10 protein-coding genes are annotated in these 15,649 nt (G+C 65.9%); 4 read left to right on the forward strand and 6 right to left on the reverse strand.

All coding sequences use genetic code 11. The features are described 5' to 3' along the window. Positions 1-241: 241 nt before the first annotated feature. The 3 genes from AB7M16_RS21370 to AB7M16_RS21380 all read left to right on the forward strand — a co-directional run bounded on the left by AB7M16_RS21370 (position 242) and on the right by AB7M16_RS21380 (position 6,102). Positions 242-1,441 (forward strand): efflux RND transporter periplasmic adaptor subunit, encoded by a 1,200-nt coding sequence (locus AB7M16_RS21370; protein WP_453945133.1) that lies wholly within the window; start codon positions 242-244, stop codon positions 1,439-1,441. Further along, a complete protein-coding gene (locus AB7M16_RS21375) occupies positions 1,438-4,602 on the forward strand; it encodes an efflux RND transporter permease subunit (RefSeq protein ID WP_453945134.1) in 3,165 nt (1,054 codons plus the stop codon). Before AB7M16_RS21370 ends, AB7M16_RS21375 begins: the two co-directional genes overlap by 4 nt. 309 nt (positions 4,603-4,911) lie before the next feature. Further along, positions 4,912-6,102, forward strand: a complete 1,191-nt coding sequence (locus AB7M16_RS21380) for an ABC transporter substrate-binding protein (RefSeq protein ID WP_453945135.1) — start codon at positions 4,912-4,914, stop codon at positions 6,100-6,102. A gap of 62 nt (positions 6,103-6,164) precedes the next feature. On the opposite strand, the gene AB7M16_RS21385 is transcribed toward AB7M16_RS21380, so the two are convergent. Genes AB7M16_RS21385 through AB7M16_RS21400 form a run of 4 tightly spaced genes read right to left on the reverse strand, consistent with a single transcriptional unit; the run spans position 6,165 to position 10,768 of the window. Continuing rightward, the gene (locus AB7M16_RS21385) at positions 6,165-6,554 is read right to left on the reverse strand and encodes an MAPEG family protein (RefSeq protein WP_212258902.1); all 390 of its coding nucleotides are present in this window, start codon (positions 6,552-6,554) and stop codon (positions 6,165-6,167) included. 29 nt (positions 6,555-6,583) lie between these two features. After that, on the reverse strand, positions 6,584-7,666 hold the full coding sequence (locus tag AB7M16_RS21390) for a lipocalin-like domain-containing protein (RefSeq protein ID WP_453945136.1): 1,083 nt from the start codon (positions 7,664-7,666) through the stop codon (positions 6,584-6,586). Then, the gene (locus tag AB7M16_RS21395) at positions 7,656-10,118 is read right to left on the reverse strand and encodes an FtsX-like permease family protein (protein ID WP_453945137.1); all 2,463 of its coding nucleotides are present in this window, start codon (positions 10,116-10,118) and stop codon (positions 7,656-7,658) included. Before AB7M16_RS21395 ends, AB7M16_RS21390 begins: the two co-directional genes overlap by 11 nt. Beyond that, on the reverse strand, positions 10,115-10,768 hold the full coding sequence (locus tag AB7M16_RS21400) for an ABC transporter ATP-binding protein (RefSeq protein ID WP_453945138.1): 654 nt from the start codon (positions 10,766-10,768) through the stop codon (positions 10,115-10,117). Before AB7M16_RS21400 ends, AB7M16_RS21395 begins: the two co-directional genes overlap by 4 nt. A 259-nt stretch (positions 10,769-11,027) precedes the next feature. On the opposite strand from AB7M16_RS21400, the gene AB7M16_RS21405 reads away from it, so the two are divergent. Next, the gene (locus tag AB7M16_RS21405; RefSeq protein WP_172786562.1) at positions 11,028-12,353 is read left to right on the forward strand and encodes an MFS transporter; all 1,326 of its coding nucleotides are present in this window, start codon (positions 11,028-11,030) and stop codon (positions 12,351-12,353) included. A gap of 191 nt (positions 12,354-12,544) precedes the next feature. Here the strand turns inward: AB7M16_RS21405 and AB7M16_RS21410 are convergent, their stop codons facing one another. Together AB7M16_RS21410 and AB7M16_RS21415 are read right to left on the reverse strand one after the other, a co-directional pair. Further along, on the reverse strand, positions 12,545-14,263 hold the full coding sequence (locus AB7M16_RS21410; RefSeq protein WP_453945139.1) for an N-acyl-D-amino-acid deacylase family protein: 1,719 nt from the start codon (positions 14,261-14,263) through the stop codon (positions 12,545-12,547). 104 nt (positions 14,264-14,367) lie between these two features. Next, positions 14,368-15,573 carry an MFS transporter gene (locus AB7M16_RS21415; protein WP_453945140.1) on the reverse strand — a complete coding sequence of 402 codons (1,206 nt, stop codon included), beginning with the start codon at positions 15,571-15,573 and terminating at the stop codon, positions 14,368-14,370. Positions 15,574-15,649: the final 76 nt, after the last annotated feature.

Raw genomic sequence — 15,649 nt, forward strand, 5'->3', positions numbered from 1 at the left:
ATGGCCGCGGGAAAAGCTCGCAAGTCCGAGAGCCCGGTCCTTCACGGCAGGGTCTGGCGAGCCTCGACGGCCTTACACGGCATCGTCCCTCTCCCTGTCAACCCGTCATCCGGTCAGGGCATCGTTCGAAGCATTGCACGCGCATCGGTCTTGAAGAGTTCATCTTTGCTGCCCATCTTGTGACGCCCGCAGGTAGAGGCGTACCCTGCATTTCCTGCGGCTTGGATGCGAGGACCTGGGGATGAGCGGACCGGACGGAAGCAGGCAGTTGATCAAAAAGCACGATTTCGTTCAGGTCAGCGCAATCGCCGGGCTTCTCGCCGCGGCATTCGCCCTGTCCGGCTGCGACAAGCCGGCATCGCAGGCTGCGGCCCCGCCACCGCCGCCGGTGACGGTCGCCCAGCCGGTCAAGCGCACGGTCACCGATTGGGACGAGTTCACCGGCCGCTTCGAGGCGGTGGAGGAGGTCCAGGTGCGACCGCGGGTCGGCGGTTTCGTCAACTCGGTCGAGTTTCAGGACGGCGCCATCGTGCGCCAGGGTGATCTGCTCTACGTGATCGATCCGCGCCCGTTCGAGGCGGTGGCCACTCAGGCGGAGGGCCAGCTGTCCGACGCACGGGCAAGAGTGGAGCTTGCCAAGCGCGAGCTCGATCGTGGTCTGAATTTGGTGCAGACCAGCGCAGTCTCCGAGCAGGTCGTCGACCAGCGCCGCCAGGCCCTGCAGGCCGCGCACGCCGCCGAGATGCAGGCCGAAGGCGCGCTGAAGGCTGCCAAGCTCAACATCGAGTTCACGCATGTGGCTGCGCCGCTGACCGGCCGCGTCAGCCGCCATCTCGTCAGCCCCGGCAATCTCGTGCAGGGCAGCGACACCGGCACCTCGACGCTCCTCACGTCGATCGTCGCGCTCGATCCGATCTACATCTATTTCGACATGGATGAGGCAACGTTCATCAAATACAGCAAGCTGTGGTTCGAGGGACGGCGGCCAAGCTCGCGCGATACGGCGAACCCGGTGCAAGTGACTCTCGCCGGCGAGACCAAGCCGTCGCACGAGGGCATCGTCAATTTCCTCGACAATCGGCTGGACGTCTCGACCGGCACGCTGCGCAGCCGCGCGGTGGTCAAGAACACCGATCTGTCGATCCTGCCCGGCCAGTTCGGCCGCGTCCGCCTGATCGGCAGCGCGCCTTATGAGGCGTTGCTGATTCCGGACGTTGCGATTGCGACCGACCAGTCCCGCAAGATCGTCTTCGTGGTCAAGCCTGACGACACGGTCGAGGCACGTCCCGTGGTGCTCGGACCGCTCGACGACGGCCTGCGTGTGATCCGTGACGGGCTGAAGGCCGACGACCGCGTCATCGTCAACGGCATCCAGCGCGCCCGCGTCGGCGCCAAGGTCGCTCCCCAGACCGCGCAAGCCCCAGCCGGTGGCAAGCCATGAATCTCGGCCGTCTCTCCATCAACCAGCCCATCCTCGCGATGGTGCTGTCGATCGTGCTCCTGATCGTCGGCGCGCTCGCCTACACGACGCTGCCGGTCTCCGAATATCCGCAAGTGGTGCCGCCGACCGTCGTCGTCACCACGCAATATCCCGGCGCCTCCGCGCAGACCGTGTCCGACACGGTCGCAGCTCCCATCGAGCAGGAGATCAACGGCGTCGAGGACATGCTGTACCTCTACAGCCAGGCCACCTCGAACGGCCAGCTCACCATCACCGTCACCTTCAAGCTGGGCACCGATCTCGATAAGGCGCAAGTGCTGGTGCAGAATCGCGTCGCCATCGCGCAGCCGCGGCTCCCTGAAGAAGTCCAGCGCAACGGCGTCACCACGCGCAAGAACTCGCCCGACATCCTGATGGTCGTGTTCATGCTGTCGCCTGACGACACGTTCGACCAGCTCTACATCTCGAACTACGCCCTGCTGCAGGTCCGCGACCAGCTCTTGCGCATCGACGGAGTCGGCGACATCCAGATTTTCGGCGCGCGGGACTATTCGATGCGGCTGTGGCTCGACCCTGACCGGATCGCCAATCTCGGACTGACCTCGGCCGAGGTGCTGGCGGCGATCCGCGCCCAGAACGTGCAGATCGCCGGTGGCCAGATTGCCGAGCCGCCGATCGTCGACCGCGCCTTCCAGCCCAACCTCACCTTCACCGGGCGGTTGAAGGACCAGAAGCAGTTCGAGGACATCCTGATCAAGGCAGGCTCCGACGGCCGGGTCGTTCGCTTGCGCGACGTCGCCCGCATCGAGCTCGGGGCGCTGGCCTATTCCACCAACAGCTTCCTGCTGCGCAAGTCGGCGGTGGCCATGCTGGTGACGCAGCGGCCGGGCTCGAACGCGCTCGCGACCGCAAAAAACATCTCCGACACCATGACGAGGCTCAAGGAGAGCTTTCCCAAGGGCCTCGACTACAATATCGGCTACAATCCGACCGAGTTCATCGCCCAGTCCGTCCACGAGCTGATCAAGACCATCTACGAGGCCATGCTGCTCGTGGTCGTCGTCGTGCTGGTGTTCTTGCAGGGCTGGCGGCCCGCGATCATTCCGATCATCGCGATCCCGGTGTCGCTGGTCGGCACCTTCGCGGTGATGGCGGCGCTCGGCTTCTCCATCAACAATCTCACGCTGTTCGGCCTCGTCCTCGCCGTCGGCATCGTGGTCGATGACGCCATCGTCGTGGTCGAGAATGTCGAGCGCCATCTCGAGCACGGCCTCAGTCGTCGCGATGCCGCGCTGAAGACGATGGAGGAGGTCGGCGGCGCGCTGGTCTCGATTGCGCTGGTGCTATGCGCGGTGTTCGTGCCGACCGCGTTCCTCGGCGGCATTTCCGGGCAATTCTTCCAGCAGTTCGCCGTCACCATCGCGGTCGCGACCGCGATCTCCTGCTTCTGCTCGCTGACGCTCTCGCCCGCGCTGGCCTCGCAGATCCTCACGCCGCATGAGGAGAAGCGGCCGCCGGCGAGCTGGAATGTCATTGCGCGCGGCTGGAATGCGTTCACAGGCGTGTTCAACCGTCTGTTCGACCGGCTCTCGCATGGCTATGCCGGCCTCGCCAATTTCGTGATCCGGCATTCGGTGGTGATGCTGCTGTTCTACGTCGTGCTGATCGGCAGCGCCGGCTGGCTGATCGCGACCACGCCGCAGGGCTTCATCCCGGCGCAGGATCGCGGCTACGTCATCATATCGGTGCAATTGCCGGGCGCGGCGTCGCTGGCGCGCACCACCGAGGTCGTGCGCGAGATCGAGCGGATCTCGCTGGATACGCCGGGCATCGTTCGCGTCGCTGCCTTTGCCGGTTTCTCCGGCGCCACCCGCACGCAGGCCGGCAATGCGGCGGCGCTATTCCCTGTGTTCGACGAGCCGGAGGTGCGGCTGAAGAAGGGCCTGTCCGCCACCGCCATTACGGCCGAGCTGCGCAAGCGGTTGTCCGCGATCCAGGGCGCCTTCATCATCGTGATTCCGCCGCCGGCCGTGCCGGGCATCGGCACCGGCGGCGGCTTTGCCATCCGCATCCAGGACCGCCAGGGCCGCGGGCCTGAAATGCTCGCTGCGGCCACCGACGAGCTTGTCGCGGCCGCGCGCAAATCGCCCTCGCTGCTCGCCCCCTCGGTGTTCTCGCCGTTCACGGCGAACACGCCGCAGCTCTTCGTCGACATCGACCGCACCAAGGCGCAGAAGCTGGGTGTCCCCATTTCCAACATCAATGAAACGATCCAGACCTATTTCGGATCGACCTATGTCAACGACTTCAACCTGTTCGGCCGCACCTATCACGTCACCGCGCAGGCCGACTTCCCGTACCGAAAAGAGCCGAGCGATCTTGCGCGCCTGCGCACGCGCAATGCGTCCGGCGACATGGTGATGCTCGGCAGCGTGGTCGAGTTCAAGGACGTCTCGGGGCCCGACCGCGTCGCGCGCTACAATCTCTACGCGGCCTCCGAGCTCCAGGGCGAGCCGGCGCCGGGCACCAGCTCGACCACCGCGCTCAACGCCATCAAGCAGCTCGCGAACGACACCTTGCCGAGCGGCTTCACCTTCGAATGGACCGACCTGTCCTATCAGCAGATTACCGGCGGCAATGCCGGTCTCTACGTGTTCCCGATTTGCGTGCTGTTCGTCTATCTCGTGCTCGCCGCGCAATATGGCAGCTGGACGCTGCCGTTCGCGGTGATTCTGATCGTGCCGATGTGCCTGCTCGCCGCCACCATCGGCGTGCGCATCATGGGCCAGGACGTCAACATCCTCACCCAGATCGGCTTCGTCGTGCTGGTGGGACTGGCGGCGAAGAACGCGATTCTGATCGTCGAGTTCGCGCGCGACATCGAGAACGAAGGCAAGCCGCGGCTGGAGGCCGTCATCGACGCCTGCCGCTTGCGCCTGCGGCCGATCCTGATGACCTCCTTCGCCTTCATCCTCGGCGTGCTGCCGCTGGTGATCTCGACCGGCTCCGGCTCGGAGATGCGCCAGGCCGTCGGCGTCGCCGTGTTCTTCGGCATGATCGGCGTCACCCTGTTCGGCCTGCTGTTCACGCCGATCTTCTACGTCGTGGTGCGGAACCTCGCGGAAGGGCGGCGCGACAAGAAGCCGGAGGTGGTGGCCTGACGTCTGCCTCGATGGACCTGGACGCCGCTACACCCTCCGCTGTCATCCCCGCCGAGTGCGCAATTGCGCACGGGGGCGGGGATCCATAACCACAGGGAGAAGTGTGGGGCGACACAGTAACTCCGAGTCATTGCCAAACGTCTCCCTGTGGTTATGGGTCCCGGGCTCGCGCTCCGCGCGCCCCGGGACGACAGCGGGAGCTTGGTGTGCAGAATCCCATACTAACGACCAATATGAAATGGATGGGCGCACGCGGGGTTCTTCACTATCATCCGCGCGATTTCACAGAAGAATGCTGGAGATAAACATATGAAATCAGCACTTTGGGCCGCAGCGGCCTCGGCCCTCTTGATTGCGGTTCCCGCATCCGCGCAAGGCGTCAAGATCGGCATCCTCAACGACCAGTCCGGCGTCTATGCCGATTACGGCGGCAAATGGTCGGTCGAAGCGGCCAAGATGGCGATCGAGGATTTCGGCGGCGAGGTGCTCGGCCAGAAGATCGAGCTCGTCACTGCCGACCACCAGAACAAGCCGGATCTGGCCAGCTCGATCGCGCGGCGCTGGTACGACGTCGAGAATGTCGACATGATCACGGAGCTGACGACCTCCTCGGTCGCGCTCGCGATCCATGAACTCTCCAAGGAAAAGAAGAAGATCGACATCGTCGTCGGCGCCGCGACCTCGCGGCTGACAGGCGATGCCTGCCAGCACTATGGCTTTCACTGGGCCTACGACACCCGCGCGCTCGGCGTCGGCACCGGCGGTGCGCTGACCAAAGCCGGCGGCGACACCTGGTTCTTCCTCACCGCCGACTACGCCTTCGGCTACGCGCTGGAGAAGGATACCAGCGAGATCGTCACCGCCAATGGCGGCAAGGTGGTCGGCTCGGTGCGCGTGCCGCTCAACTCGTCGGACTTCTCCTCCTTTCTTCTGCAGGCGCAGAGCTCGAAGGCGAAGATCGTCGGCCTCGCCAATGCCGGCCTCGACACCACCAACTCGATCAAGCAGGCGTCCGAATTCGGCATCGTCGCAAGTGGCCAGAAGCTCGCCGGCCTCCTGATGACGCTCGCCGAAGTCAACGGCCTCGGCCTTCAGGCTGCGCAAGGTCTGGTGCTGACCGAGGGCTATTACTGGGATCTCAACGACAAGACGCGCCATCTCGGCGAGCGCTTCCTCAAGCGCACCGGGCGGATGCCGAGCATGATCCACGCCGGCACCTATTCGGCGACGCTGAGCTACCTGAAAGCCGTCAAGGCTGCCGGCACCAAGGATCCGGATGCCGTCGCCAAGAAGCTGAAGGAGCTGCCGGTCGACGACGACTTCGCGCAGGGCGGCAAGGTGCTCGAGAACGGCCGCATGGTCCACGACATGTATCTGTTCGAGGTCAAGAAGCCCTCGGAGTCGAAGAAGCCCTGGGACTATTACAAGCTGCTCGCCACCGTCCCCGGTGACAAGGCCTTCTTCACCGCCAAGGAAAGCGGCTGTCCGCTGACGAAGTAAGGCTCTCGTGTCCCGGACGTGCTGCAGCGTGCCCGGGACACGCGCCCGCGTGATGCAGGGCTTCACTTCACCAACCGCAACACCACCGCTCCCAGCGCCCCGACCCACAGCGCCATGGCGGCGAGCGCCTGGATCGCGAAGCCCGTGCCGCGCTTGGCCGCTGCTTGCGAATAGCCGACGAAATAGACGATACGGCCGATGATCCAGATCGCGCCGATCCCCGCCGCGATGGCGTCGCTGATATAGATCGCGAACAGCCAGAGCGCGGGCAGGACAATCGGCATCCATTCCAGCGTGTTCATCTGGATGCGGAAGGCCCGCTCGAAATCCGGATGGCCCGCCATCGCAGGCACTTTGACGCCGGTCTTGGTGCGCGAGCGTGAGACGTTGATGGCGGTGAAGAAATAAAATGCGATCGCCAGCAGCGTGACGAGCGCGGTGAGATGATACATCGCGAAACCCCTTGAAGAGAAGCCGCGCTTCAATAGCCGGTCAGCTCGAGATAGCCAACGCCGTCATGCGTGCCGGCAAAGCTGATTGGCCCTTCCCAGTACGAGAAGCCGGTCCCCATCCAGGCTCTGGGATTGAGCGGCTTGCACAGGATCGCGAACGATCGCGACGGTATCGCGATCTCCCATTGCACCGGCAGCTTGCGTCCCGCGACTTCCGCCGTCGCCTTCGGCATCATCTGGATGTCGTTCCCTGCAATCATCTGCGTCTCGCCGCTGGCGCTGATCCAATTGCCGAACGGATAATCCTTACCGTCCTTCTGCCGCAGCCGGTACAGCATCAGCTTGTCGCCGGATGACAGATGCAGTGACAACCAGTCCCAGCCGGTCTGGTCGGCGTCGAGCGGCTGGCTGCTCCATTCCCGGTCCATCCAGGCCTGGCCCGAGACATCGACCGGCTTGTCGTCGATGCTGAGCGTGCCGCGGGCACGGTAGAACGGCTGGCTGTAGTAGTACGAAGCCTGCCCGCGCTCCGACTTGCGGCTGTAGCCGCGATCACCCTGCAATACGACCGGACGATCGGCCTCGAGCGTCAGTGCGTAGCTGAAATCAGTGCTGGACGCCTTCAGCCTCAGCGGCGCCAAGGTGCGATCGTCGGTGCGCTCGAGACTCTTCATCTCCCAATCGTCGATCCAGGCATCGAACGGTTTTGCCGTCACGCCGGCTTGCCCGACGCCACCGCGTGAAAACGTCTCAGAGAAGCGGTGGGTGTCGGCGCGCGTCACCGCCGCATGCGCCATCCACACCTGCTGATTGGCCCAGCCTTCGCCTTGCGGACCCGGCTGCGAAGCCTGGCGGAACAGCGTCCATTGCAGGCCGCAAGGAGCACCGCTCGCGTCGACGAGGTTTGCCGTGAGATACCACCACTCGATACGAAACTCTGGATGCGGTCCGTGGTCGGCCGGAAAGGCGAACGTCCTTCCCGGCGTCACCTTCGCAAAGCCGTCCGCTGTCTCGCCGAGCCCGGCATAGCCCTGCGCGGCCGCGCGGCGTGCGAGCGCCAGCGCAGCGATGCCGCCGGCGAAGGCGCGTCGCGTGATTGCTTCAGCGCTCATTGGCAAACACCTTGACGAGATTCGCCGGCTGCATCCGCGCCAGCCGGACCATCGGCAGCAGCGCCGCAAGCAGCGAGGCGAAGAGCGCCACCGCGACCAGCTCCACCAGCTGCAACGGGAAGACGTGGAACGGCAACCGCCAGCCGAACGCTTTCACGTTCACGATTGCAATCAGGCACCACGCGACCAGAAGGCCGAGCGGCACGGCCAGCAGCGCCGTGAACAGCGCGACCGAGAGCGTCTTGGTCAGCTCGATCGCGGCAAGCCGCGGCCGCGTCAGGCCGATCGCCCACAGCGGCGCAAGCTGCGGCAGTCGGGAGTTCGCCAGCGTCAGGAGGCTCGTGAGCAAGGCGATGCCGGCGACGCCGAGCGTGAAGGCGTTCAGCGCCGACGTCACCGCAAAGGTGCGGTTGAAGATGCGGATCGATTCCGCCTTCACCGTCGCCTGGTCGGCGACGCTGCGGTCGTCGAGCCCGAACTGCTTCTGCAAGGCCGCGATCAGGGCGGGGATATTCTCTCTCGCGACGATCAGGCCGATCCGCGTCTGCGGCGTCTGCGGAAACTGCCGGAGCAGTGCGGCGACGTTCACCGTGAGCTGCCCCTTGGGGTTGCCGTAATCGGCATAGATGCCGACGATGTCGAGCTCCCAGCTCCCGCCCGGCGCCGGCACCTCGACGACGTCGCCGATCTGCACGTTCAGCCGGCGGCTCAATTGCTCGCTGATGAAGGCGGCATTGCCCGGCACCAGCCGGGTCCAGGCGCGCGGCGCGGTCTCGAGCAGCGGCCAGCGCTCGCGATAGAGCGCGTGATCGGGCAGGCCGAGCAGCTCCACCGGCTGGCCCTGAACCTGCGCTTCGGCGCGTCCGCCCGAGAGGATCGCCTGAACATCGCTGCGATCCTTCAGCCAGTTGCGGATCGCGACACCCTGCGCATTGTCGGAGGCGCTGACGTAGACGTCGGCCGCAAGCCGCCCGTTGAGCCAGCCGATGAAGGTGCGGCTGAAGGTCTCGACCATGGTGGAGACCCCGACATTGACGGCAAGCGCGAGCAGCAGCGCCATCAGCGCCAGCGACAATCCGGAAAGCTGCTGCCGGCTGTCCGCCCAGAACCACAGCGCGAGCGGGCCGCGCGCGAGGCGCTGACCCACGAGCAGGATGATGTCGAGGAAGGCCGGCAGGATCAGTGCCGCACCGAACATCAGCGCGGCCAGCACGCCGAACCCTGCGATCAGCGATTGCCCGTAGTGGAGCAGCATCAGCGCGACGGCGAACACGGCGCAGGCCGCACAGCTCTGCAGGATCAGCCAGCGGCGTTGCCGCTGCTGCCAGGCGCCCGGCTGCGCCGTCGCCAGCACCGGCATCCTGATCGCCTTGATCAGGCTCGTCGCCGCCGCCACGAGCGCGCCCGCAACGCTGATGCCGATGCCGGCGAGCCACCATTCGCCTCGCAGGCTGAGCTGCCCCGGGATCTGCGCGCCATAGAGCCCGCGCAGCGAGGCCGCGACATCGGGCAGCAGGGCGGCTGCGATGAAATAGCCGCAAGCGAGCCCGATCAGGCCTGCGGCCAGCGCCAGTGCAACCAGCTCGATCACCAGCACCGTATTGACCAGTCGCGCCGAGGCGCCACAGGCGCGCAAGGTGCGCAGCATCGGCAGCCGCTGCTCGAAGGCAAGGCCCACGGCAGAATTGACGATGAACAGGCCGACGAAGAACGACAGCAGACCGAAGGCGGTGAGGTTGAGATGAAAACTGTCGGTGAGACGCTCCAACTCCGTCTCCGCATTCGGCTCTATCAGCTGCAACTGCTCGCCGACGACGCTCGCGAGCGGTGCGGGCTTGCCCTTCGGCTTGCCGATCAGCAGCCGCGAGACCTGGTCGGGCTTGCTCAGCAGCCGTTGTGCCACGCCGATATCGACCACGAGCACACCGGGTGCGAGTTGCGGCACGACGCGCAGCGGCGGCAGCTTTGCGCCGCTGCTGATCGCCGGGGCCGCGCCTTCTGCTTGCTGCAAGTCCCGCAGCGTCTCCCGGGCCACCAATGTCTGGCCGGGCGGAGCAACGAAGCTGCTGAGATCCGCGGCACCCAGGCGCGGCGCGTTGCCGACGTCGACCGGCAGCGTGACCGGCTCGATACCGAGCAGCCGCACCGAATGCCCGTTGATCTGGACACGTCCCTCCAGCATCGGCGACACCGGCCAGCTGGCGCGGCGGAGCTTTACGAACAGCTCCTGCGGGAAAGTCGCCGCATTGGGAGCGACCAGCATCGCCGTGCGCACGCCGCCGAATGTCGCCGCGGCGCGGTCATAGGCATTGCGGGCCTGCTGATTGATGGCCTGCACCCCGCTCCACAGCGCGGTTGCAGCGATCAATCCGATGAGCAGCGTCGCGAATTGCATCTTGTGGCGCCGCCAATGGCTGAGCAGCACGGCGAGGACCCAGAGCGCGCGTCTCATGAAATGCGCCCTGCATGCAACGTGAGATGACGGTCGAGCGTGGCGGCGAGATGCAGGCTGTGCGTCACCATCAGGAAGCCGCAGCCGGTGCGCGAGACGAGATCGCGCGCCAGTGCCAGCACCTCCTCGGCAGTGGCTTCGTCGAGATTGCCGGTCGGCTCGTCCGCCAGCAGCAGCGAGGGCTTTGTCGCCAGCGCCCGGCCGATCGCGACCCGCTGCTGCTGGCCGCCGGATATTTGCTCTGGATAACGCTTGAGCAGGCTGCCGAGTCCGAGCCGCTCGACAAGCTCCTCGGTCCAGGCCGCATCATGCCGGCCGGCAATCCGGGCCTGGAAGGCGAGATTGTCCGCGACGGAGAGGCTCGGGATCAGGTTGAATTGCTGAAAAACCAGGCCAATGCGATCGCGCCGCAAGCCGGCCCGTCCTGTGTCCGAGAGCTTGGTGACCTCGATGTCGCCCAGCCGGATCGAGCCGCCATCGGCGGCATCGAGCCCGGCGATCAGGTGCAGCAGCGTGCTCTTGCCGCTGCCGGATTCACCGGTCAGTGCGACGCGCTCGCCAGCCCCGAGGTCAAGGTCGACGCCGCGCAGAACGTGGACGGGCTCGCCCGCCGAGGAGAAGGTCTTTGAGAGGTTTCGGATGCTCAGCACGGGCCTGCCACTTCTCTTCCACCTCTCCCATAGGGAGAGGTCGCGCCATAGGCGCGGGTGAGGGTTACGGTCTCTTGAGAGCCCAAGGCCGCTCACCCGATTTGCTACGCAAATCGACCTCTCCCCGACGGGGAGAGGTAAGAATGCTGCGTAGCACACCTGATGCGGAAATGCCGGGGTTGCGTTGGCCCTGAAGCCGCTGTTAGCTTCCAAGACGGCCAAATCAAAAAAGTGCCGAAAAAGACATGCGGGGAGAATGATGAGCGCTCAGGGAACGCCGAATGTGGCGGCTAGAACGACCAAGACGCCACAGGGCGCCTGGACCGTTACATTTCTCCTCTTTCTCTTCATGGTGGTGAACTTCGCGGACAAGATCGTCGTCGGTCTCGCCGGCGTGCCGATCATGACCGACATGAAGCTCAGCGCCGAGCAGTTCGGCCTGCTCGGGTCCTCGTTCTTCTTCCTGTTCTCGATCTCGGCCATCGTGGTTGGCTTCATCGTCAACAAGGTGCCGACACGCTGGGTGCTGTTGACGCTGGCGGTGATCTGGGCGGTGGCGCAGTTCCCGATGGTCGGCACGGTATCCTTCACCACGCTTCTGATCTGCCGCATCGTGCTGGGGGCCGGCGAAGGCCCGGCCTTCTCGGTCGCCGCGCACGCGATCTACAAATGGTTCCCCGACGAGAAGCGCACGCTGCCGACCGCGATCCTGTCGCAGGGCTCGGCCTTCGGCGTCATCCTGGCGGTGCCGGCGCTGAACTGGATCATCGTCAACCATTCCTGGCACTACGCCTTCGGCGCGCTCGGAATCGTCGGCTTGATCTGGGTCGCGGCCTGGCTCGCGCTCGGCAAGGAAGGCCCGCTGGAGGATACCGAGGTCCTGGCCGCCACTGAGCCGAAGATTCCGTACGTGCAGCTGCTGACCTCGCGCACCTTCCTCGGCTGCGTGATCGCGACGTTCGGCGCCTATTGGGCGCTGTCGCTCGGCCTCACCTGGTTCACGCCCTTCATCGTCAAGGGGCTCGGCTTCTCGCAGAGCCAGGCCGGCTTCATCTCAATCCTGCCCTGGGTGTTCGGCGCTACCATCGTCATCCTCACCGGCTGGATCTCGCAGGTGATGATGGCGCGCGGCTACACCACGCGCATCTCGCGCGGCGTGCTCGGCTCTGTGCCGCTGATCATTGGCGGCCTGATCCTCACCGCGATGGCGCATGTCGAGGGCGCCGGCCTGCAGATCGCGCTGCTCGTCGTCGGCTCCGGCCTGTGCGGTGCGATCTACGTGGTCTGCCCGCCGATGCTCGGCGAGTTCACCCCGGCCTCGCAGCGCGGCGCGGTGATCGCGATCTACGGCGCGCTTTACACGCTCTCAGGGATCATCGCGCCGAGCGTGATGGGCACCGTGATCCAGCGCGCCGGCACCATGCTCGACGGCTACCTGACCGGCTTCACCATCAACGCGGCGGTCATGATTGGCTCCGGCGTCATCGGCCTGCTGCTGCTGTGGCCGAACACGGAGAAGGCCAGGCTGACCCGCGGTGCGGCGGCGCAGGGCACAGCGCTGAAGGGCGCGGTGTCGCCGACGTAAGCGGCGGCCTCTTTCTTACCCTCCCCTGGAGGGGGAGGGTCGATCGCGCAAAGCGCGAGCGGGGTGGGGTGATCTCTCCGCTCGGGCACCGTATCGGTGGAGAGAGACTGTCACCCCACCCCGTCTCACATGTCGCTGCGCTCCATATGAGCCGACCCTCCCCCTCCAGGGGAGGGTGAGCGGTCGCCTCGCTAGCTCGCCATCTCCTGCGCGCCACGAATCAGCTTGCCCGGCCGCCGGCCGGTGGCTTCGCCGTGCCGCCGCGTCACCACGCCCGAGACGATCGTCGCCTCATAGCCGTCGACATCCTGCAACAGCCTGCGACCGCAGACCGGCAGGTCGTAATGCACCTTCGGCGGATGCAGATGCAGCCGGTCGTAGTCGATCACGTTGACGTCGGCTTTATAGCCGGGAGCAATGAGCCCGCGGTCGGTGAGGCCGACCGAGAGCGCGGTCTTGCGCGACTGCGCGGCGACCACGAACGGGATCGACAGCTTCTCGCCGCGCGTGCGGTCACGCGTCCAGTGCGTCAAGAGATAGGTCGGAAAGCTGGCATCGCAGATGATGCCGCAATGCGCGCCGCCGTCGGAAAGGCCCGGCACCGATTGCGGATCGAGCAGCATCTCGCGCGTCGCATCGAGATTGCCATCGGAATAGTTCAGGAACGGCACGTAGAGCATGCCGCGCCCGTCGTCCGACAGCATGGCCTCGTACGCGAGCTCCTCCGGCTGCCTTCCCTGCTGGCGCGCCCGCGGCCCCAGCGCGTTCTCCGGCGGCTGCTCGTAGTCGGGGGGATCGCCGAGCAAAAACATCTTGTCGTAGTTGGGCCGGAAGAACAGCGGATCGTCGGTCGCAGTCGCCGTCTCGCTCAGGATCGCCTTGCGCATGTCGGCTTGACGCAGCTGCATCAGCCGCTCCTTCAACGGCAGGTGCGCGATCGCCTTGTAGCTCGGATGGGTCTGGAACGGATTGCGCGAAAGCTCGAGCCCGAGCAGGAGGCCGACGGGCCGGGCCGCGATCTGCGCGGTGATGGAGAGGCCGCGTCTGGCCGCTGCATTGATCTCGTCCAGCGTCTGGCGCCAGCGGTTTGGCGCCTTGTCGTTCTGCGTGATCGAGAACGAGATCGGGCATTTTGTGCTGTCCGCCACCCGCAGCATCATCGGCAGGTCTTCGTGGATGGTGGAGAGGTCGAGCACGAATTGCAGCACGCTGCGCCCCTGCCGGTGCATCGCGCCGGCAATCGCGGTGAGCTCGTCCTCGCCGGCCTTCAGGGTCGGCGTGAAATCGCCGGTCGAGGTGCGGTGGTTGAGCGTGCGCGAGGTCGAGAAGCCGAGCGCGCCCGCGCGCACGGCCTCGCCCGCGAGCTTCGCCATCGCCGCGTTGTCCTCAGGCGTCGAGGGATCGCGGCGTGCGCCGCGCTCGCCCATGACATAGACGCGCAGCGCGGCATGCGGCAGCTGCGCGCCGACGTCGATGTCGAAATCGCGCTTGCCGAGCCAGTTCATGTAGTCCGGAAAGCTCTCCCAGGCCCAGGGAATGCCGGCACTCAGCACCGGCTCAGGAATGTCCTCGACGCCCTCCATCAGCTGGATCAGGCGGGTGTGGTCGGCAGGCTTGCACGGCGCAAAGCCGACGCCGCAATTGCCCATGATCGCGGTGGTGACGCCGTTCTGCGACGACGGCGTGATGTCCTGGCTCCAGGTGACCTGCCCGTCGTAATGGGTGTGCACATCGACAAAGCCCGGCGTCACCAGCTTGCCGCGCGCGTCGATCTCTTCGCGGCCTTTCGCGGAGACCTTCCCGACTTCGCTGATCCTGCCGCCGGTGATGGCGACGTCGGCCTCGAACAGCTCGCCGCCGCTTCCGTCCGCGACATTGCCGCCGCGGATCACGAGATCAGGATTGCTCATGGTGTTTCTTCCCGTTTTTTGTTGCTTGCTTTCGTCGTCCCGGACAAGCGCGCTTTCAGCGCGCGCCGATCCGGGCCTTCGCGGCGACGACAGATGAACCTTGGCTACGCCTTCGCCGCCCGCCGCTCGGTGAACGGCGACAGCACCACTGTCGCCAGCATGAAGATCACGGACGCCCCGAACACCCAATGCGGCGCGCTCTGGTCCATGATCCAGCCGAACAGCAGCGGTGAGACGATGCCACCGAGGTTGAAGCCGGTGGAGACGATGCCGAAGGCGCGCCCCGCGGCACCCGCAGGCGCGGCATTGCGCACCAGCATGTCCCGCGACGGCGCGATCACGCCGGAGAGGAAGCCTGCGGTCGCCATCGTCGCCGTCAGGGCCCAGCCCGGCAGCGTCACCAGCGCGATCAGCAGCACGATGACCGCATTCGCGGCGAAGCAGGCCGCGGCGACATAGCCGTGACGCGCGGTGCGGTCGGCGAGGAAGCCGCCGGCGAGCACGCCCGCGGCGCTGGCTGCGAGGAACGCAGTCAGCGCGATATTGGCGATCGAATAGGACGTGCCGTAGCCGCTCATCAGCGCCACCACGCCGAAATTGTTGATGCCGGCGACCGACAGGCTGAGCAGCATGAACAGCGCGGTCAGCGTGATCAGCGCCGGGGTGATGACGGCCTGCTTCGGCGCGCTCTCGCTGCCCGGCTTCTTCTTGTGCGCGCCGGCCTCGGGGATGCCCATGGCCACCAGCAACACCGCCACCAGAATGGCGATCGCGCCGGAGGCGATCAGCGCGCCGACGCCGCCCCACACCGTGACCAGTGCCGCCACGATCGCTGGCGTCACCGCGCCGCCGAGATAGCCGGCAAAGGTGTGGACCGAAAAGGCCCGGCCCATCCGCGCCTCGTCCATGTGCTCGGCCAGGATCGCGTAGTCGGCAGGATGATAGACGCTGTTGGCGAGCCCGAGCAGCACGGCACAGGCGATCAGCGCAGCGTAGCTGAGGTTCAGGCCGAGCAGGATCAGTGCGCAGCCGCCGAGCGTCAGCCCTACAAGCAGGATCTTGCGCGCGCCAAAATGGTCGACGAGATAGCCGGTCGGCGCCTGCGTCAGGCCGGAGACGACGGCGAGCGTGGTCAGCGAGAAGCCGAGCTCGACATAGCCGACGCCGAGCTTCTCCTTCAGGAACGGGAACAGCATCGGCAGGACCAGCAGATGGAAATGGCTGACCCAATGCGCGATCGAGATGCCGGTGAGCGTGCGCAGCGCACTGTCCGCCTTGCCTTGCTGCGGTGCGGCGAGAACGTCGACCATTGCAGTTCCGTTTCACTCCCGATGGACCGGCAAACTATCGGGGAGGGCGGTTATTTGTCCATGAACGCACGCGCAT

Source organism: Bradyrhizobium sp. USDA 372 (assembly GCF_053629095.1).